This window comes from Pseudomonas sp. RIT288 (genome assembly GCF_000631985.1).
Taxonomy (GTDB): domain Bacteria; phylum Pseudomonadota; class Gammaproteobacteria; order Pseudomonadales; family Pseudomonadaceae; genus Aquipseudomonas.
The window spans coordinates 185,972-205,803 of sequence record NZ_JFYN01000002.1 but is presented as its reverse complement, the minus strand read 5'-3'; the positions used below and the strand labels follow the sequence as shown (position 1 = coordinate 205,803).

Sequence of the window (19,832 nt, the reverse complement as noted above, 5' to 3'; positions counted from 1 at the left end):
ACAAAGCACTTCATTTCGTACAACTCTTCCGCTATGGATTGGCCCTAACGCACAGCACTGCCGCGAGCACCCTGAATGAACCCACTACTAGCCAGCCATTACCGTGAAATCCTCGTCGGTGTCGGTGAAAACCCCGAGCGTGAAGGCCTGCTCGACACGCCCAAGCGCGCGGCCAAAGCGATGCAGTATCTGTGCAACGGCTACTCGATGAGCCTGGAAGACGTCACCAACGGTGCCCTGTTCGAATCGCAAAGCGATGAGATGGTCATCGTCAGTGACATCGAGCTCTATTCCTTGTGTGAGCACCACATGCTGCCTTTCATCGGCAAGGCGCACGTGGCGTACATCCCCACCGGCAGGGTGCTGGGCCTGTCGAAAGTAGCGCGCGTGGTGGACATGTTCGCCCGTCGTCTGCAGATCCAGGAGAACCTCACCCGGCAAATCGCCGAGGCGATCCAGCAGATCACCGATGCCGCCGGCGTGGCCGTGGTCATTGAAGCCAGGCACATGTGCATGATGATGCGCGGCGTCGAAAAGCAGAACTCGATCATGACCTCCTCGGTGATGCTCGGCGCCTTTCGCGACAGCTCTACGACGCGTCAGGAGTTCCTGCAACTGATCGGGCGGCGAAATTGATTTCCGATCTTCGACAGGCACGATAAACCTGTACACGACAAATCCACTGTACAAGCACGACACTCCTAATTTCACCCCCATACCTGTGCACTCAGGGAGAACGGCAATGGCTCGACTTGTGCTCTTACTGGCTCTGGCACTCGGCGTTGCGAGCTGCGGCAGCGTGGATGTCAGCCACTATGCCGATCAGCAACCAGCGCTGGATCTGCAGCGCTTTTTCAGCAAACCCGTGAAAGCCTGGGGGATGTTTCAGAAGCGCTCCGGGGAGGTGGTCAAGCGCTTCGAAGTCAATATCGTCAGCCATCGCGAAGGCGACAACCTGATCCTCGATGAGCGCTTCCTGTACAGCGACGGCACGCGTCAACGCCGCGTCTGGACCCTGACGCCCGAGGGCCAGGGGCGCTGGAGCGGGCGTGCGGGTGATGTGGTGGGTGTCGCCACAGGTCAGGTCGCCGGTAATGCACTGCACTGGCGTTATCGCCTGAATCTGCCGGTCGACGGCACGACCTATGAAATGAGCATGGACGACTGGATGTACCAGATGGACGAGGACACGCTGATCAACCGCACCCGCATGTCCAAGCTCGGTGTTGAAGTCGGCCAGGTGACCTTGTTCTTCCGTCGTCAGGGCACGGGAGAAAATCAATGAACAGCCCGTTCAGCATGGCCTCCCTGGGCGACGGTTATCGCGCACTGGTGATCGGCGCCAGTGGCGCTATCGGTCGCGCATTTTGCCAGCAGCTCAGTCAGGACCCGCGCTGTGCCGGCGTTCGTGAGCTGGGGCGCCATACCGTTCCAGTGCTGGATCTGGAGCAACCGGAAACCATCGCCAGCGCCGCCGCTGAACTGGCCGCCGAAGCGCCTTATCAATTGATCGTGCACGCTGCTGGGTTGCTGCATCGCGACCGGATCAAGCCAGAAAAGAGCTACAGCGCGATCGAGGCGGATGCGCTGCAAGTCGTGTTTCAAGTGAACACGCTGGGACCGGCAATGGTGTTGCGGCATTTTTTGCCGCTGCTCGATCCTCAAGGGGCGATGGCGATGCTCTCGGCCAAGGTCGGAAGCATTGGCGACAACCGTTTGGGCGGGTGGTACGCCTATCGCGCCTCCAAGGCTGCGCTGAACATGCTGATCAAGACCGCGGCGATCGAACTGGCGCGCACCCGCCCGCACAGCCGCTTGCTGAGTCTGCACCCGGGCACGGTCGTGTCGGGCTTGTCGCAACCTTTTCGCGGCGCTTCCAGCGCCCGTCCGGCAGACGTTGCCGCTAACCAGTTACTCAACCTGATTGACCAGTTGACCCCGGCCGACAGCGGCCAGTTCTTTGCCTACTATGGACAACGCCTGCCCTGGTAGGCAAGGAGTGACGCATGAATCTGCAAACCCTGACCGAACGTGCGGCCAACAGCGAGATACGTGAGCTGGAGCTGCTCTCGCTCGAAGGTGGTTTTTATCTGGCCCGCATCCGTCTGGATCACGGCCAGTTCACCTTGCTTGACGACGCGGCCAAACCGATGCACTTGCGCTCGATCACCCATCTGCGTGACTTGCTGCAGACCGTGCCGGCATTCCCCTGCGTGCTGGTGCAGCAATGCGTGCACGACGAAATGTGCGGGCGTGATAGCGGGCCCGTCGAAGAGCTGCGGATTCCGTTTTCGCTGACCACACCGTTATGAAACGGATGCTGTGAATGAACCAGAACCGTCGGTTGTGCCTGGTGCTGGGCGATCAGTTGTCCTTCGACCTGGCTTCATTGCAGACGCTCGATAGCGAGCGCGACACTGTGCTGCTGGTCGAGGTCATGGAAGAAGCCAGCCATGTGCCGCACCATCCACAAAAGATCGCCCTGATCTTCAGTGCCATGCGCCATTTCGCCCAGGCACTGCGAGACCAGGGCGTTCGAGTCGAATACGTGACCCTGGATGATCCGCACAACAGCGGCTCGGTACCGGGAGAATTACGCCGCTGGCAAAAACGCTTGAATGCCGAGCACGTGCACGTCACCGAATGCGGGGACTGGCGCCTGGAGCAGTCGATCAGGGATTGTGGCCTGCCCGTTCATTGGCACGCCGACACGCGTTTTCTGTGCAGTCGCGCCGAGTTCGCTGCCTGGGCCGCCGGCAAAAAACAGTTGCGCATGGAGTTCTTCTATCGAGAGATGCGCCGCAAGAGTCGCTTGCTGCTCAATGGCGACGGCACGCCGGTAGGCGGGGCGTGGAATTTCGATGCGGAGAACCGCAAGGCCCTGCCCAAAGGCGTGAAAGCCCCCTACCCGATCCGTTTCAGTAATGACGCGATCACCCGCGATGTGCTCGCGCTGGTGAAGGCACGCTTCAGCCAGCACTACGGTGCACTCGACGACTTCAACTACCCGGTCACCCACGCTGACGCGCAGGCGCTGTGGGACTATTTTCTGGATTATGGACTGGCAGGTTTCGGCGACTATCAGGACGCCATGGCCAGTGACGAACCGTTCCTGTTTCATGCGCGCATCAGCGCCGCGCTCAATATTGGCCTGCTGGATTTGCGACAGTTGTGCAGCGACGTCGAGTCGGCTTACTGGGCAGGCAGGATTGCCCTGAATGCCGCCGAAGGTTTCATTCGGCAACTGATCGGCTGGCGGGAATATGTGCGCGGCGTGTACTGGCTGAAAATGCCGGATTACGCGCTGGGCAATGCATTCGGCAACAGCCGGCCACTGCCCGAGTTCTACTGGACCGGCGCTACGCAGATGAACTGCATGCGCCAGGCCATCGGCCAGAGTCTGCAGCACGCCTACGCGCATCACATCCAGCGGCTGATGGTCACCGGCAATTTTGCCCTGCTCGCGGGCATCGCGCCGAGTCAGATCTGTGAATGGTACCTGGCGATCTACATGGACGCCTTCGACTGGGTCGAGCTGCCCAATACTTTGGGCATGGTCATGCATGCCGACGGCGGTTACCTCGGCTCCAAACCTTATTGCGCCAGTGGCCAATACATCAATCGCATGTCCGACTATTGCCGAGGTTGTGCCTACAAGGTCAGCGAAAGTACCGCGGACAATGCCTGCCCGTTCAATTCGTTGTACTGGCATTTTCTGATGCGCCACGGTGAACAACTGCGCGGCAATCAGCGCATGGCAATGATGTACAAGAACCTCGACCGCATGCCGCAAGCCAAACAGGAGGCGCTGTGGCAACGCGGGCAGAACCTGTTGGCGCGCCTGGATAACGGCGAATCGATCTGAAATGAGCGCTCTCATGCGCGAGTGGTGAAACTTAAGCACAGCGCGCCCGGTCAACGGATGATCGGTGCTCGAGTCCCCTGCGAGCGCGACGTTCACTGCTCGCGTTGTGCCTACGCGCTCTATGAAGCCAGCCCCTGAACATTCAATAAAGCAGGTCACATGGATACCCTTGAACACCTTAGTCGCGAAGCGCTTGAGTCAGAGGTAAGGCGATTGCGTGCGGCGCTTCAGAGCACTCAGGTCGACTCCCAGGACGTTGACCTCGATCGCGACATGGCGGCGCAACTGCAAGCCAGTCGGGATGCGCTCGCCCGCAGCGAGGCTCGCTTCAGCACCATTCTGGAAACCATCGAGTCGGCGTTTGCCATCGTCAAGGTCAAATTCGACGCTGACGATAAGCCCGTCGATTACTACTTCGTCGAAGCCAATCCGGCGTTCGAACACCAGTGCGGGGTCAACCTGCGCGGCAAATGGGTGACTGAGTTCGCGCCCAATCTGGAAAGCTTCTGGTTCGAAACTTACGGTCATGTAGCCAAGACCGGGGAACCGGCGAACTTCGAGAGCTACGCCAACACCTTTGAACGCTGGTTCGACGTGCGCGCAGTGCGTGTCGGCGATCCGGCCGACCGGCAGATCGCGATCCTGTTCAATGACGTCACCGAGCGGCGCGACGCCGAGGAGCGCTTGCGAGCCAGCGAGGCCATCGCGCGGGAGAACGTCGAGCGTGTGCAACTGGCGCTCGCCGCCGGTGCGATCATCGGCACCTGGCACTGGGACCTGCTCACCGATCGTTTCGCCGTGGACGAAGCATTCGCTCGGGTGTTTGACCTCGACCCGGCACTGGGCCGCGAAGGGCTCAGCCTCGAACAAGTCATGGTCACCGTGCATCCCGAAGACCAGGATGGACTGACCACCGCGATCAACGAGGCCATCGGCCGTGGTGGTGCCTACTCCCACCAGTACCGTGTGCGCCGCACAGACGGCAAATATCAATGGATCGAGGCCAACGGCCGTGTTGAGTGTGCCGATGATGGAACGCCGCTGCGCTTTCCCGGCGTGCTGATCGACGTCGAGGAACGGCGCAATGTCGAAGCGGAGCGCGACCGTGCCATCGCCGCGTTGCGCGCGCTCAACGATACGCTGGAGCAGCGGGTGTCATCGCGCACTTCAGAGCTGATGCAAGCCGAAGAGAAACTGCGTCAGTCGCAGAAAATGGAGGCCGTCGGCCAACTGACCGGGGGCCTGGCGCATGACTTCAACAATTTGCTGGCCGGCATTTCCGGCGCGCTGGAGTTGATGGGCGCGCGCATCAGCCAGGGCCGGCTGAATGAGGTCGACAAATACATGGTGACCGCCCAGGGCGCGGTCAAACGAGCCGCCGCCCTGACCCACCGTCTGCTGGCGTTTTCCAGACGCCAGACCCTCGACCCGCGCCCCACCGACGTCAACACGCTGATGACCGGCATGACCGAACTGATCCAGCGCACGGTCGGCCCCAGCATCGTCCTGGAAACCCGCGCCGCGCAGGGGCTCTGGCCAACGCTGGTGGATGCCAGCCAGTTGGAGAACGCCCTGCTCAACCTGTGCATCAACGCGCGCGATGCGATGCCGGATGGCGGGCGCATCACCATCGAAACGGCAAACCGTGCGCTGGACTGCGAGACGGCGCGCACCCTGGACATGCCCGAGGGCGAATACCTGTGCCTGTGCGTGACCGATACCGGCACCGGGATGACTGCCGATGTGATCGCCAAAGCCTTCGACCCGTTCTTCACTACCAAACCGCTGGGCCAGGGCACGGGGTTGGGGTTGTCGATGATCTACGGTTTCGCCAAGCAGTCCGGCGGCCAGGTGCGTGTGCATTCGCAGGTCGGCCAGGGCACAGAGATGTGCATTTACCTGCCGCGCTACCATGGCGAGCCCGTGCCGAATCAGGATCACAAGGACAACGCGCCGGCAGCCTTGCCCAAGTCTGGCGAGACAATTCTGGTGGTGGACGACGAGCCTACGGTGCGTGCGCTGCTGACTGACGTGCTCGGCGATCTCGGCTACACCTTGATAGAGGCCGCTGACAGTGTGGTCGGGCTGAAGATGTTGCGCTCGGACATCCACATCGACTTGCTGATCACCGACGTCGGCTTGCCGGGCGGCATGAACGGTCGGCAACTGGCCGATGCCGGCCGGGAAATCCGCCAGAATCTGAAGACCCTGTTCATTACCGGGTACGCGGAAAACGCGGTGATTGGCGCCGGTCAATTGGGCCCGGACATGCAGGTGCTGACCAAGCCGTTTGCCGTCGACACGCTGGTGGCGCGGGTCAGCGACCTGATGACGGTGAAATCCGAATAAACCACCGTTGTGGCGATATGAATTCAGACAGAGTGGCTGCGGCCAAGGAGTGATAAATGGTGACGTTTCTGATTTTCCTGATTGCGTGCGGCGCTGCAGCAAGTACCGGGGTGATTTTCAAGCCCGGGCCGTGGTACGAGGGCCTCGACAAGCCCGGATTTACCCCACCCAATTGGGCGTTTCCGGTGGCCTGGACAATAATCTATCTATTGCTGGCCTGGGCCGGTTATCGCTTGAGCCTGATTCCTGGCAGTCAGACGGTACTGGCGCTGTGGGCGGCGCAGATTGCCTTGAACACGTTGTGGACGCCGGTGTTCTTCGGCGCGCATCAGGTGGCCGCCGCCATGGTGATTCTGCTGGTGTTGTGGCTGGTGGTCGCGGCGATGGTGTTTCTGGCGTTGCGCCTGGATTTGATCACCGGGTTGATCCTGTTTCCGTATCTGGCCTGGCTGTGTGTGGCGGCGGCGTTGAATTTCTCGATTCTGCGCAATAACCGCGGCTGATGGCGACAGCTGTCATAACTCCCATTTTTTCTGACAAAAAGGCGCTTTTTCAGGCATTCAGAATATCTATCCAGCCCCTTGAAAGCGCAGGTTCCCGCTCAGAACGGAGATTTCGCAATGAACAACAGTTCATTACTGAATTAGTGATTTAACTAGGTAGTTACCTATCTATATAATGCACGCCTCATTTCAACGGGACATTCAACGTGAAGCAGAGTCAACGCCTCTCGGGCATATCAAAATTCATTCTGGTCGGGCTGGGGGTGATCATCGCCCTGCTCGGCCTGGCACTTGCGGCTGGCGGAGTGAAGCTGGTCAGCCTGGGAGGGTCGTGGTACTTCCTCGTGGGTGGTCTGGTGATGGCCGTTTCCGGTCTGCTGATCGCTCGCTTCAAGACGGCCGGCGCCTGGTTGTTCGCGGCATTTCTGGTCGGGACAGCGATCTGGGCCGTGAGCGATGCCGGGCTGGTGTTCTGGCCGGTGTTCTCACGTCTGTTCATGTTCGGCGCCGTGGGGCTGGCGGTGACGCTGGTCTACCCGCTGCTCAAACGTGCCAACGGTGGTGTTCCAGGTCGCGGTGCCTACGGCCTCGCGGCAGTGTTGGCAATCGCCCTGGCGGTGGCTGCCGGCAACATGTTCGTTGCGCACCCGACCGTCGCGGCAACCGGCACTGGCCCGGGCCTGACCCCGGTTGAGCCAGACAAGGCGCAAAAAGACTGGGCGCACTACGGCAATACCGAAGGCGGCAGCCGCTTTGCTGCACTGGACCAGATCAACCGCAACAACGTCGACAAGCTCAAAGTGGCGTGGACCTACCACACCGGTGACGTCGCCGAGAGCGATGGCAACGGTGCCGAAGACCAGCTCACGCCGCTGCAGATCGGCAACAAAGTGTTCATCTGCACCCCGCACAACAACCTGATCGCGCTGGATGCCGACACTGGCAAAGAGCTGTGGAAGAACGCGATCAACGCCAAATCGAAAGTCTGGCAGCGTTGCCGTGGCATGGCTTATTTCGATGCCACCAAGGCCATCGCTCAGCCAAGCAACTCGAGCATCATCGAAGCCAAACCGGCGCCGGCCGCCAATTGCCAGCGCCGTCTGCTGACCAACACCATCGACGCCCGCCTGATCGCGGTCGATGCCGATACCGGCGAGTTCTGCCAGGGTTTCGGCAACAACGGTCAGGTTGATCTGAAGGCCGGTCTCGGTGACGTGCCGGACAGCTACTACCAACTCTCCTCCGCGCCGTTGATGGCCGGTACCACTGTGGTGGTCGGCGGTCGTGTGGCCGACAACGTGCAAACCGACATGCCGGGCGGTGTGATCCGTGGTTTTGACGTGATCACCGGCGCCATGCGCTGGGCCTTCGACCCGGGTAACCCGCAGGATAAAAAAGCCCCGGCCGACGGCAGTACGTATGTGCGCAGCACGCCGAACAGCTGGGCGCCGATGTCCTACGATCCGGCGACCAACACCGTGTTCCTGCCGATGGGCAGCTCGTCCACCGACATCTATGGTGTCGAACGCAGCAAACTCGATCACACCTACGGCGCCTCGATCCTCGCGCTGGACGCCACCACCGGTGATCAACGCTGGGTGTTCCAGACCGTGCACAACGATCTCTGGGACTTCGACCTGCCGATGCAGCCGAGCCTGATCGACTTCACCAAGGACGGCAAAAGCGTTCCGGCGCTGGTCATCGGCACCAAGGCCGGGCAGATCTACGTGCTCGATCGTGCCACCGGCAAACCGTTGACCGAGGTTAAAGAAGTCCCGGTCAAAGCCGCGAACATCCCGAACGAACCGTACTCGCCAACCCAGCCAAAATCGGTGGGCATGCCGCAGATCGGCGCTCAGCACCTGACTGAATCGGACATGTGGGGCGCGACCCCGTACGACCAGTTGCTGTGCCGGATCGATTTCAAATCGATGCGTTACGACGGCCTGTACACCGCGCCGGGCACTGACAAATCGCTGAGCTTCCCGGGTTCGCTGGGCGGCATGAACTGGGGCAGCATCTCCACTGACCCGGTTCACGGCTTCATCTTCGTCAACGACATGCGCCTGGGTCTGTGGATTCAGATGATCCCGTCGCAGAACAAGGCTCAGGCCTCCTCCGGTGGCGAAGCGTTGAACACCGGCATGGGCGCGGTACCGCTCAAAGGCACGCCGTATGCGGTGAACAAGAACCGCTTCCTGTCGGTGGCCGGCATTCCTTGCCAGGCTCCGCCGTTCGGCACCCTGACCGCGATCGACATGAAGACCCAGAAAGTCGCCTGGCAGGTTCCGGTTGGCACCGTTGAAGACACCGGTCCACTGGGCATCCGCATGCACTTGCCGATCAAGATCGGTCTGCCGACCCTCGGCGGCACCCTGTCGACCCAAGGCGGCCTGATCTTTATCGCCGGCACCCAGGACTTCTACCTGCGCGCCTTCAACAGCGCCAATGGCGAAGAAATCTGGAAAGCGCGTCTGCCGGTTGGCAGTCAGGGCGGCCCGATGACTTTCGTTTCGCCGAAGACCGGCAAGCAGTACATCGTCGTCACCGCCGGTGGTGCGCGTCAGTCGACCGATCGTGGCGACTACGTGATGGCTTACGCCCTGCCGTAAGCCGCAGCGCCCGTGCTGAACACGGGCGCTTCTTTTTTGCGCGCGGCACCTGAGGGTGCCGCGCCGCTTTCCGAAATCGCTACAGATTTGAGCAGGAAGATCTCCATGTTTGGTTTTACTCGTAACGGCTGGGTCAACGGCGTGCTGTTGGGCCTGACCTGCAGCGCCACCCTGCCCGCCTTCGCCGATACCGATTCAAACCTGTTGACCCGCAACACCCTGACCGGCGATTGGGGCGGTCTGCGCCACCAGATGGACGAAGACGGCATCAAGTTCACCGGCGATTACACCGGTGAAATGGCTTACAACGCCGATGGCGGCCTGCACCGCTCCGGTCGTTATTCGCAGAACATCAAGCTCGGTGCCCAGTTCGACCTGAGCAAGTTGTATGGCGTAGAGAACGCCGGCAAGGTCCAGCTGAGCATCAACGATCGCCGCGGTAACAGTGCCTCGGAAGACCTGGTTGGCAACCGTCTGCCGATCCAGGAAAACTACGGCGGCCTCTACACCCGCCTGACCGAACTCAGCTACGAGCGCAGCCTGTTCACCCCAGCGCTCAACGTGAAGCTGGGTTACATGGCCATGGGCAACGACCTCGGTGGCCTCGACAGCGGCATTCTGTGCAACTTCATGAACGCCGGTTTCTGCGGCCATCCGTTGAATATGTCCGGCGGCAGCGGCTGGACCAACTACCCGAACGCACACCTGGGCGTGCGGGTGAAGTACGACTTGTCGTCCTCGTGGCAACTGCGGGTGGCCGCGTTCAATGTCGATCCCGAAAGCAACGGCAACTCCAGCCGTGCCTGGCATCTGGGCCCGAAACACACAACCGGCACCGTGGTGCCGATCGAGCTGGTGTACAAGCACGCAGGTCAATTGCCCGGCGAATACAAGCTGGGTTACTACTACGACAGCTCCGACGTGAAACGCATCGGCAGCGACAAGGAAGTCTCCGGCCGTGGCGGGCATTACCTGCTGATCGATCAGGCGGTGTGGAGTTCACAATCGTCCGAGGGCCGCAGCCTGCATGCGTTCGGCCAATACTCGGCGGCCAGCGAAGCGGCTTCGCCGTTCAGCAAGTGGTACGGCACCGGTCTGGTGCTGTACAAACCGTTCGAAGGTCGCCCACGCGACACCGTCGCCCTGGGCTACGGCCGCGCCGTGCCTAACCCGCGCAGCCGCGACGTGCAACAGGACGCCGCCATCGCCAACGGCACGCAGCTCCCAAATCTCGACAGTGGCGAGCAGTTGATCGAACTCGGCTACGGCTACCAGGCCACGCCTTGGCTGACACTGCGCCCGAACATGCAATACATCATCGAACCGGGTGCGTTTTCCGGGCAGGACATCGACAATGCGTTGGTGTTTGGCTTGCAGGTGAAAGCCTCGCTCTGAACCTTCGATGTGAAGCAATTGCAGACATCAAACAACCCGGCATATCGCCGGGTTTTTTGTTGCTCGATTATCTCGACTCGGGAGGTTCTCTTATCACGTGTTCAAAGCTGACTGCGGTGTATCGGGATTAAGTTGCCGACGCCGGAATTGCCCCGGCGGCTGGCCATGGATCTGGCGGAAACGCCGGGAAAAATAAGCTTCATCCGCGAAGCCGCACAACCTCGCCACCTCCCCCACCGGCCGTGTGCCATTAAGCAGGTAATTGCGCGCTGCGTGCATCCTGCGTTCGAGCACCAGTTCGGTAAACGTCTTGCCGATTTCCTTGCGCAACCAGTGCGTCAGGTACGTCGGGGACAGATAGGTCGCGGCCGCTACCTTGATCAGATTGAGATCGGGATCGGCGATGTTCTTGCGCAGATACTCATACATGCGGCTCAGTGCATCGCGTCGACTGGCTTCAGCCGCATTTTCCTCTGCCAGGCGTTTGAGCGGTTCGGCATACAGGAAGCACACGTTGCCGATCAGTTGCAGCAACAAGCCCTTGAGCATTTCGCGGGTACCGAACTGGCGGTTCTCATCCAGCGTGCGCATCTGCTCGATCAAGGCACAGACCTTGTTGAAATCCGCATCCTCCAGAACGAAGTCCAGATGCTCCTGAAAACGGAACGGCGACAGCTCCGGTGCGAGAAGAATCGACACCTCCTCCAGATCCATCGGGTCGCACTGCAAATGCGGCAACAGGAAGGTTTGGGAAAAGTTGATCACCATGAACTTGCTATCCGCCGGATGCGGGATCACATGCACCCGATGCGGCAGGATAAAGGCCAGCGTATTGCGCGGAAACGGACGCACAGCGTTGCCAATGTGCTGCACGGTGTCGCCGCCGAGGTTGACCTGAATCTGGAAGTACTCATGCCGATGCGGGCTGGTCTCGGCACGGCGGCCCTGTTTGTCGCGAATGTAAAAATCGGTGAGTTCACTCCTTTGCTGCATGACATAGGTGGGGACACGGCTGGGTGACGACATTTTTTGAGAATCCTCGACAGGTACGTTGGCAGGTTGTCCTGGCGTTGCCGGGCAAGTGGCGGTGTTCATCTTGAAGCCTCAGGGGTACTCCTTCAAGAAGTCATACGATGTCTCTGCTCGTGAAAAAATTTGCCCGTGTGCGTACCGATTCCGACTGTCCAAAAAAAGCATTTTTGGGTGATTTCAAATTGTTGTTTAAAAACAAACAGATAGGTGATTATCAGGCGAAGATCCCAGGCAGATTTACTGTCGCGTGTTTTTGGACAGGTTTGTCCAATCGGTTTTTCAACAAAAAAACGATCTAACACCCGGATTGATTTAGCGATGTTGTACGACCACTGTATTTACCCATGCAGCCCGACCTCTATCAAAAACAATCAAAGGTGCGCACGTCATGACTCTGCTATTGCTCCCCGCTAATCCCCCCGAACTCACGCCTGTAATGCTTGGCGCACGACGAACCTGAACGTCTGCCGCTAACGCTCACTGTCTTTTTTTCAGCACTCGATGGCTCGCTCCCTGCTTTTGTGGGCATGGCTTCGGCTGCTCGGAAATAACTCGACATTTCTAACAATAAAACGAGGCTCACTCATGTCGAATACCCACACTTCCCAGACGAGCGCTGCGCCGTTGCTTCCCGGCGCGCGCGACACCGTGGTGCCTCAGCGACTGCCTTCGCGGCGGCGCTGGTTCATGCTCTCTTTGCTGCTGATCGCGACGATCATCAACTACATCGACCGGGTGAATATTTCGATTGCCGCACCGTTCATGGCCAAGGACCTGGGCCTGGACAAAATCGAAATGGGCCTGATTTTTTCCGCGTTCGCCTGGACCTACGCGCTGGCCCTGGTGCCGGCCGGGTTTATTGCCGATCGCTTCGGTTCCCGTTTCACCTACGGTGTCTCGCTGATCAGTTGGTCGACGGTCACCGTCTGCCAGGGCTTTGCCAGCGGATTCGCCTCCCTGTTCGGTCTGCGTCTGGCCGTGGGCGCCATGGAGGCTCCGGCGTTTCCGGCCAACAGTCGTGCGGTCACGGTATGGTTTCCCGCTCGCGAGCGAGGTCTGGCCAGCAGTATCTATGTTTGCGGCCAGTACCTGGGCACAGCGTTGTTTACCGGGGCGCTGTTATGGCTGGCCACGACCTTTGACTGGCGCCACGTCTTCTACAGCACGGGCGCGCTGGGCATCGTTTTTGGTGTGCTGTGGCTTTATCTGTATCGCGACCCGTTGAACTGCAAGAAAGTCAGCAAAGAAGAACTGACCTACATCGAAGCCGGCGGTGGTCTGGTCAAGAGCAGTCAGGAGCGCACCCGTTTCAACTGGCGGCAAATCGCCGAGCTGTTCAGCTACCGGCAGATCTGGGCAATTTGCATTGGCAAGTTCGCCAGCACCTCTGCGCTGTACTTTTTTCTCACCTGGTTCCCGACTTACCTGATCGAGGAACGCAAACTGACCATGATCAAAGCCGGGATTTTTGCCGTGATGCCATTCGTGGGCGCCACCGTCGGCATCCTCCTCGCAGGCATTGTGTCCGACCTGCTGATTCGCCGGGGCTACTCGATGTCCTTCGCGCGCAAATTGCCGCTGGTGATTGGTTCGATGCTCGGAATGTCCATCGTTCTGGTCAATTTCACCGACTCCAACATCATCTGCATTGCCGTGTTGACCGTGGCCTTCTTCGCTCAAGGCATCGCCTCGTCTTCGTGGGCGGCGGTGTCGGAAGTGGCGCCCAAGGAACTCATCGGGCTCACCGGCGGCATCACCAGTCTGGCCGCGAACATCGGCGGCATCGTCACGCCGATCGTGATCGGGGCGATTGTCCATGCCACCGGCTCGTTCGCCTGGGCCTTCTGGTTCATTGGCGCTGTCGCACTGATCGGCACCCTTTCCTACTCGCTACTGCTCGGTCGTTTGTATCGCATCGAATTGAAGACGAACTGAGCCGCAAAGCACCGTTTTCTCCAACCAGAGGCAGCTTTCGTCCAACTTTGCCAACGAACGCCGCCGTACGCTGAAGCTTCTGACAGGATATTTAACAGGATGAACATGACTGAGTATGTTTTTACCCCGGATCTGCCAGTGACCTTGCCGGTGGTCGGCAGTGAGCAACGTTTTCCCGTCGGCCGGGTGTTTTGCGTCGGCCGTAATTACCCCTGGCCAGACACTCAGGGGCAATCTCGCCAGCCGCCGGTATTTTTCATGAAACCAGCGAGCAACGTGGTGGATGCCGTTGGTGAAGTGCCCTTCCCGCCTCTGACCGAAGAGTTCGCCCACGAGATCGAACTGGTCGTCGCCATCGGTGAAGGGGGCGCCGATATTCCAGAGAGTGAAGCGTTGGCCTATGTGTGGGGCTACGCCGCCGGCCTCGACCTGACCCGCCGCGACGTGCAGCGCCAGGCCAAAAGCAGCGGTTTGCCATGGGAAGGGGCGAAGGTGTTCGACGGTGCCGCACCGATGACCGCCATTGTCCCCGTCAATCGGTTGGGCCATCCCGACGGGGAGCTATGGCTGAACGTCAACGGCCAGAAGCGTCAGCGCGACAGCCTCGATAACCAGATCTGGTCGGTCAGTGAAGTGATCAGCCGGATTTCCCGATCGGTGACGCTCAAGGCCGGCGATCTGATCATGACCGGTAGCCCGGCAGGCGTCGATGTGCTGCAACCGGGCGACATCATCAACGCCGGCATCGACGGTATCGGCCAACTCGAAATGCGCGTCGGCCCACGGACTTGATCCCGCGCCACGCCCAACCTGATTCGTAGACAGGAGAACAATAAGATGTCGAGCGCTCAACCTTTGAAAGTAGCCCTGGTGACCGGTGCCGGTAGCGGAATCGGCCGCAGTGTGGCCCTCGGTCTGATGGCCGATGGTTACACAGTGGTACTCGCCGGACGCCGACCGGAACCGTTGCAGGAACTGGTCGAAATGGCAGCCCTGCAAGGCCATCAGGCGTTGGCGGTGCCCACCGATGTGCGTGACCCGGACAGTGTCGATGTGCTGTTTGCCACCATCGCCGAAGTCTATGGACGCCTTGACGTGGTCTTCAACAACGCCGGGGTCAATGCCCCCGCCGTTCCCTTGGATGAACTGTCGTTCGAGCAGTGGCGCAACGTGATCGACACCAATCTCAATGGCGTTTACCTCTGCGCCCGTGGTGCCTTCGGGCTGATGCGCCGCCAGCAACCGCAGGGTGGCCGGATCATCAATAACGGCTCGATCTCGGCTCACACGCCACGCCCGTTCAGCAGCGCCTACACCGCCAGCAAACATGCCGTGCTCGGGTTGACGAAGTCGCTGGCACTGGACGGTCGCGAATTCAACATCGCCTGCAGCCAGATCGATATCGGCAACGCCCTCACCGAGATGTCGGTGCGCATGACCAAAGGTGTGCGCCAGGCCAACGGCAACATCGCCGTGGAGCCGATGGTCGACGTCAAGCATGTGGCTGATGCCGTGCGCTATATCGCGGCCCTGCCGCTGTCGGCCAACGTCCTGAACATGACAGTCATGGCCACGGCCATGCCTTTTGCCGGCCGCGGTTAAGCCGGTCTTTTATTGAGTAAGTGAGGTTTACATGAAGCCAGAAGTCCTGCAGCTCAGTCCGATCCTGATTCCTGAGATCAACACTCGTCTCAGCGAACTGTTTACGGTCAGACGTTACTTCGAACAGGCTGACAAAGCGGCGTATGTGCAAGAGCACGGGGCCAATATCCGTGGCGTGATCACCGGTGGCCATACGGGGATCAGCCAGGCGCTGATGGCACAGCTGCCGAAACTGGAAGTGGTGGCCGTCAATGGCGTCGGCACCGATGCGGTAGACCTGGCTTACGCCCGGGATCGCGGGATCCGCGTCACTGCAACCATAGGCGCGCTGACCGAGGACGTCGCCGATCTGGCGATCGGTTTGCTCATCGCCGTGTGTCGCGGCCTATGTACGAGCGACCGTTATGTGCGCTCCGGCCAGTGGCCGCAGAGCCCGACACCGCTGGCCCCGCTGCCACTGGCTCGCCAGGTCTCCGGCATGCGCATCGGCATTGTGGGCATGGGCCGGGTCGGCCGCGCCGTGGCGGTACGGGCGGCTGCGTTCGGTTGCCCGATCAGTTACACCGATCTGCAACCGATGAGCGATATCAGCCACACCTTCGTGTCTGACCTCAAGCAATTGGCCCGCGACAGCGACGCCTTGATACTGGCAGCCGCCGCCGATAAAGCCGAGGCGATTATCGATGCTCAGGTGCTGCAGGCGCTGGGCAAAGATGGATACCTGATCAACGTGGCACGGGGCAAACTGGTCAACGAAGAGGATCTGGTGGCAGCCCTCACGGCCGGCGAGATTGCCGGTGCGGCACTGGATGTGTTTGTCGACGAACCGAATGTGCCTGAGGCCCTGTTCGCCAACGAACAGGTGGTGTTGCAGCCCCATCGCGCCAGCGCAACGCTGCAGACCCGCACGCGAATGGGCGAAATGGTCGTGGCGAGTCTGCTCGACAGCTTTGCCGGAAAAACACCACAGGGATGCGTCACCGGCTAGCGGTAATCAGACACTCTCCAACTCCCCTCTAAAGCGCCGCAGGCGCGCCCAGGCATCAGGCCTGTCGGCGTGACCTGCGTTGCCCTCGTTTGACGGATGCGGCCAGCCATCGAACCTTTATGGCGAAAACACCGTCCGAGCTAAGACGTAATTGTTGACCGCTCGCCACGAGGTTTCCGTTTGAAAGCCACCATCGTCAAAAAATACCGTTTGATCATCAAGACCATGGGCTACGTCGGCTGGTCGCTGTTCTGGCTGCTGCTCTGGGACATCGCCGTCACCGTCGACTTCATGTTGTTCCTCAACGCCAAGATCAACCTGCCGCTGATGCCTCTGACTTTGCTCGGTTCGGCGCTGGTGGTGCTGATCAGTTTCCGCAACAGCAGCGCCTACAACCGTTGGTGGGAAGCGCGCACGCTGTGGGGCATGATGATCAACAGCTCGCGCAGCTTTGCCCGGCAGGTGCTGACGCTGCTGGATGATCCGCATAACGAAATCAACCCGCTGAAGGCGACACTGTTGCGCCGCCATGTGGCCTACGTCAATTGCCTCGCGGCGCATCTGCAGGGTCAGCCTTGCCCGGAAGAAGTCCGCGCGTTCATCCCGGCAGATGAATTCGCCCGCAGCGGCACCACCAACAACTTTGCCAACGACATCCTCACCGGCTCCGCATCGTTGCTCGCTCGGGAATACAAGGCCGGGCGCCTGGACAGCATTCGTCTGGCACGGCTGGAATCGACGATGGTCGATCTGTCCAACAGCCAGGGCGGGATGGAACGCATCGCCAATACTCCGCTGCCCTACCCCTATGTGTATTTCCCGCGCCTGTTTATCTCGCTGTTCTGCCTGATTGTGCCGGTGGGGCTGGTGGAATCACTGGGATGGTTCACCCCGCTGGCCTCGACGGTGGTGGGTTTCATGCTGCTGGCCATCGAACGCATCGGTACCGACCTGCAAAGCCCGTTTCGCCATAGCGAGCACCAGATCCAGATGGAAGCCCTGTGCGAAACCATCGAGAAAAACCTGCAGTCGATGCAGCGTGATTCGTTGGGGGATGCGCGCAGGGTTGAAGAAACGGCTTGAAGAACGATCCGAGGGGACGCCAGGGCGTAAAGCCCTGGCGAGTCGCAGGTATTACTTCTTCTTTTTCGCCGGTTTGTCAGCCTTCTTTGAATCCTTGGCCTTTTCCGGCTTGCTGTCGGCTTTTTTGGCTGACTTTTTCGGTTCGGCGTCTTTCTTCTTGTCTTTCTTGTCGGAAGACTTCGAAAGCGCCGAGGCTGCCGATGATTTCTTTTCCGGCGAGGACTTTTTGTCTTTCAAGTCCTTGCTGGCTTTCGAAGCATCGTCTTTTTTGCTTTTCTTCTCGTCTTTAGCCACGTTGACCACCTCTCGGAATGTGCCGGTATTGGCACCGGGCCTGTGCGAATGAACACAAGCTGATCGTTAGGCGTGGGCGTTCGGGCGGGGTTCAGATTATTTGGAGTTGGCGAGCGTTTAACCAAGAGGCCTGCAATTTTTGAAGTGGATTTCAATCAGGCGGGCAAATGGCCCATGGGGGCGCAGGGGTAAACTTTGACTCGATCCATTGTTTGAACGCTATTACCACGGCGCTGGGAAACTTGGCTGACGGCCTGACCAGGTAAACCCCACCAGCGGTGTCGAGCTGCCAGTCCGGAAGAACGTGAAGCAACCTTCCTGCAGCAATGTCATGACGCGTCAACCATTCGCCTGCGCCGAGTATCCCCGAATCAGCGCAAGCGGCGGCAAGTAACGATTCGCTGTCGTTGGCTGTGAGGTTCCCTTTTGGCGCGACCGTTTGCAACTCGCTGCCGCGATAAAGCCTCCATTGCGGAAAAGACGCAAAGCCACTAAAGCGAAGGCAATTGTGCTTGATCAGATCGTGTGGATGGTCTGGCATGCCGTGCTTTTCTATGTAAGCAGGCGAAGCGCCGAGGATCCGGCGGTGGTCACTTAACCGTTTGGCGATCAGTCGGTTGTCTTCCAGTTCTCCGATTCGGATCGCAGCGTCAAATCCTTCCTCGATGATGTCCACCAGGCGCTCGCTATAGTCGGCGAGGATCGAAACGTGCGGATGTTCCTTGAGAAACTCCGGCAACATCGGGCCAAGCCAGCGCCGCCCCATGGCCGCTGGCAGTGCAAGCCGCAACGTACCTCGAACTTCGCTGGCACCTTGCGCCGCCTGCTGTTGCGCTTCATTCATCAGGTTGATGGCCGAGCGCAGATGCTGCTCAAGCTTGGCCCCCACTGGCGTAATTCGAACCTGACGGGTTGAACGCTCGACGAGACGCACACCGAGGCGCTTTTCCATGGCGGCCAGTCGCTTCGAGACGACGGTTGGGTGTCGCTGCAGGAGCCGACCTGCAGCGACAAACGAGCCTTGCGAGGCAACGGCCAGAAACGCAGCGATTTCGTCACTGTGCTGACTATTCAGAACATCAAGATTCATGGTTTTAGAATGATCGCCCCCGATGACTGCCCCGACTCCAATGCTGTATGCGCCTGCGCTGCATCTTTCAGAGCGTAGCTGGCCCAAATTCTGGGCTTGATAATACCTGCGCCTACGGCGGCCAACACATCCTGCGCCCGTTCCTGGTACTCACAGGCACTGGCGGTGTGTGCTGCCAGTGACGGACGTGTGAGGAACAGCGAGCCTTTAGCGTTGAGCGTCGACAGTTCTACAGCCGAGGGCGCACCTGACGAGGCCCCGAACGAGACCATCAGCCCGCGCGGCCGGAGACTGTCCAAAGACGTCTGGAAAGAAGCACGGCCAATGGGGTCGTAGACCACGTCGACCTTTCTGCCTCGGGTAAAACGACTGACCTCAGATGCCAGGTTGTCGGCGTCGAATACCAACACTTCATCACAACCCGATGTCAGCGCTTTTTCGACACTGGCCTGTTTTGAAACCACACCAATCACTGTCGCACCGAGGTGCCTGGCCCATGGCACCATGATCTCCCCCAATCCTCCAGCCACTCCATAGATCAGAACTGTGGTGCCCTGAGCCACTGGATAAGTGGTTTTTAGCAGGTACTGCGCCGTGATGCCCTTGAACATGACAGCCGCGGCATCATCGAACGACAAGGCGTCGGGTATCTTCGCCAGTCGCTCGGCCGGATAAAGCCGGGCCGAAGCATATGAGCCAATGGGTCCAGTGGCATAAGCGACCCGATCACCAACTTGCACATTGCTGACGCCTTCACCCACGATGGCGACGCGTCCGGCCCCTTCCAATCCGAGCCCGGATGGCAGCGCGACAGGTACTGCACCCTTGCGTTGAGTCACATCGAGGAAGTTGACCCCGACGGCGTCCTGTTCAATCCAGACCTCACCTGGCCCTGGCAATTGTTCACTCAACGTTTCCAGACTCAACACATCAGGCGCGCCGAACTGATTGAAGCGGATAGCGGATACCATGGTCGTTTCCCCTAAGGTCAGAAGCCTTCCGAACAGATACCGCCAGTGTGAGAACTGATCTGCCGATGAACAAGATGGCTGACTGCACGACATTAATGCATGGGTTGCAGCAA

18 protein-coding genes are annotated in these 19,832 nt (G+C 59.7%); 14 read left to right on the top strand and 4 right to left on the bottom strand.

The window, feature by feature from the left end; all coding sequences use genetic code 11:
* The first annotated feature begins 75 nt into the window (after window positions 1–75).
* The 9 genes from folE (at window position 76) to BW33_RS04365 (ending at window position 10,724) form a co-directional block, all read left to right on the top strand.
* Window positions 76–636 (top strand): GTP cyclohydrolase I FolE, encoded by a 561-nt coding sequence (gene folE / locus BW33_RS04405; RefSeq protein ID WP_047597299.1) that lies wholly within the window; start codon window positions 76–78, stop codon window positions 634–636.
* Window positions 637–742: 106 nt separating this feature from the next.
* A complete protein-coding gene (locus tag BW33_RS04400; RefSeq protein ID WP_047597298.1) occupies window positions 743–1,285 on the top strand; it encodes a DUF3833 domain-containing protein in 543 nt (180 codons plus the stop codon).
* On the top strand, window positions 1,282–1,992 hold the full coding sequence (locus BW33_RS04395; protein ID WP_047597297.1) for an SDR family NAD(P)-dependent oxidoreductase: 711 nt from the start codon (window positions 1,282–1,284) through the stop codon (window positions 1,990–1,992). The genes BW33_RS04400 and BW33_RS04395 overlap by 4 nt, the downstream gene beginning before the upstream one ends.
* Window positions 1,993–2,006: 14 nt before the next feature.
* Complete coding sequence (locus tag BW33_RS04390; protein WP_047597295.1) at window positions 2,007–2,312, top strand: DUF6482 family protein; 306 nt, start codon at window positions 2,007–2,009, stop codon at window positions 2,310–2,312.
* A 14-nt stretch (window positions 2,313–2,326) separates the two neighbouring features.
* Entirely contained in the window at window positions 2,327–3,865 is a 1,539-nt protein-coding gene (locus tag BW33_RS04385) for a cryptochrome/photolyase family protein (RefSeq protein ID WP_047597294.1), read from the top strand.
* Window positions 3,866–4,024: 159 nt separating this feature from the next.
* Window positions 4,025–6,214: an ATP-binding protein gene (locus tag BW33_RS04380; protein ID WP_047597293.1), complete on the top strand. Its 2,190-nt coding sequence runs from the start codon at window positions 4,025–4,027 to the stop codon at window positions 6,212–6,214.
* A 59-nt stretch (window positions 6,215–6,273) separates the two neighbouring features.
* Window positions 6,274–6,717, top strand: coding sequence for a tryptophan-rich sensory protein TspO (gene tspO, locus BW33_RS04375; RefSeq protein WP_047597359.1), 444 nt, complete (start codon window positions 6,274–6,276; stop codon window positions 6,715–6,717).
* A gap of 206 nt (window positions 6,718–6,923) precedes the next feature.
* Window positions 6,924–9,329, top strand: a complete 2,406-nt coding sequence (locus BW33_RS04370; RefSeq protein WP_047597292.1) for a glucose/quinate/shikimate family membrane-bound PQQ-dependent dehydrogenase — start codon at window positions 6,924–6,926, stop codon at window positions 9,327–9,329.
* Between the two features lie 105 nt (window positions 9,330–9,434).
* Window positions 9,435–10,724: a carbohydrate porin gene (locus tag BW33_RS04365; protein WP_047597291.1), complete on the top strand. Its 1,290-nt coding sequence runs from the start codon at window positions 9,435–9,437 to the stop codon at window positions 10,722–10,724.
* Between the two features lie 93 nt (window positions 10,725–10,817).
* On the opposite strand, the gene BW33_RS04360 is transcribed toward BW33_RS04365, so the two are convergent.
* Window positions 10,818–11,750: a helix-turn-helix transcriptional regulator gene (locus BW33_RS04360; RefSeq protein ID WP_047597290.1), complete on the bottom strand. Its 933-nt coding sequence runs from the start codon at window positions 11,748–11,750 to the stop codon at window positions 10,818–10,820.
* Window positions 11,751–12,341: 591 nt separating this feature from the next.
* Between BW33_RS04360 and BW33_RS04350 the strand changes: the two genes are divergently transcribed.
* From BW33_RS04350 to BW33_RS04330, 5 genes are all read left to right on the top strand, one after another.
* Window positions 12,342–13,691, top strand: coding sequence for an MFS transporter (locus BW33_RS04350; protein WP_047597288.1), 1,350 nt, complete (start codon window positions 12,342–12,344; stop codon window positions 13,689–13,691).
* A gap of 99 nt (window positions 13,692–13,790) precedes the next feature.
* A complete protein-coding gene (locus BW33_RS04345; RefSeq protein ID WP_047597287.1) occupies window positions 13,791–14,483 on the top strand; it encodes a fumarylacetoacetate hydrolase family protein in 693 nt (230 codons plus the stop codon).
* Window positions 14,484–14,528: 45 nt separating this feature from the next.
* On the top strand, window positions 14,529–15,293 hold the full coding sequence (locus BW33_RS04340) for an SDR family oxidoreductase (protein WP_047597286.1): 765 nt from the start codon (window positions 14,529–14,531) through the stop codon (window positions 15,291–15,293).
* 31 nt (window positions 15,294–15,324) lie between these two features.
* Window positions 15,325–16,281, top strand: a complete 957-nt coding sequence (locus tag BW33_RS04335; protein ID WP_047597285.1) for a 2-hydroxyacid dehydrogenase — start codon at window positions 15,325–15,327, stop codon at window positions 16,279–16,281.
* 180 nt (window positions 16,282–16,461) lie between these two features.
* Window positions 16,462–17,364: a bestrophin family protein gene (locus tag BW33_RS04330; protein WP_047597284.1), complete on the top strand. Its 903-nt coding sequence runs from the start codon at window positions 16,462–16,464 to the stop codon at window positions 17,362–17,364.
* A gap of 51 nt (window positions 17,365–17,415) precedes the next feature.
* Here BW33_RS04330 and BW33_RS04325 read toward each other — a convergent pair whose 3' ends face one another.
* The 3 genes from BW33_RS04325 to BW33_RS04315 form a co-directional block, all read right to left on the bottom strand.
* A complete protein-coding gene (locus BW33_RS04325) occupies window positions 17,416–17,658 on the bottom strand; it encodes a hypothetical protein (RefSeq protein ID WP_047597283.1) in 243 nt (80 codons plus the stop codon).
* A 151-nt stretch (window positions 17,659–17,809) separates the two neighbouring features.
* Window positions 17,810–18,748: a LysR family transcriptional regulator gene (locus tag BW33_RS04320; RefSeq protein ID WP_047597282.1), complete on the bottom strand. Its 939-nt coding sequence runs from the start codon at window positions 18,746–18,748 to the stop codon at window positions 17,810–17,812.
* Window positions 18,745–19,719: a quinone oxidoreductase family protein gene (locus BW33_RS04315; RefSeq protein WP_047597281.1), complete on the bottom strand. Its 975-nt coding sequence runs from the start codon at window positions 19,717–19,719 to the stop codon at window positions 18,745–18,747. The genes BW33_RS04320 and BW33_RS04315 overlap by 4 nt, the downstream gene beginning before the upstream one ends.
* Between the last annotated feature and the right edge of the window lie 113 nt (window positions 19,720–19,832).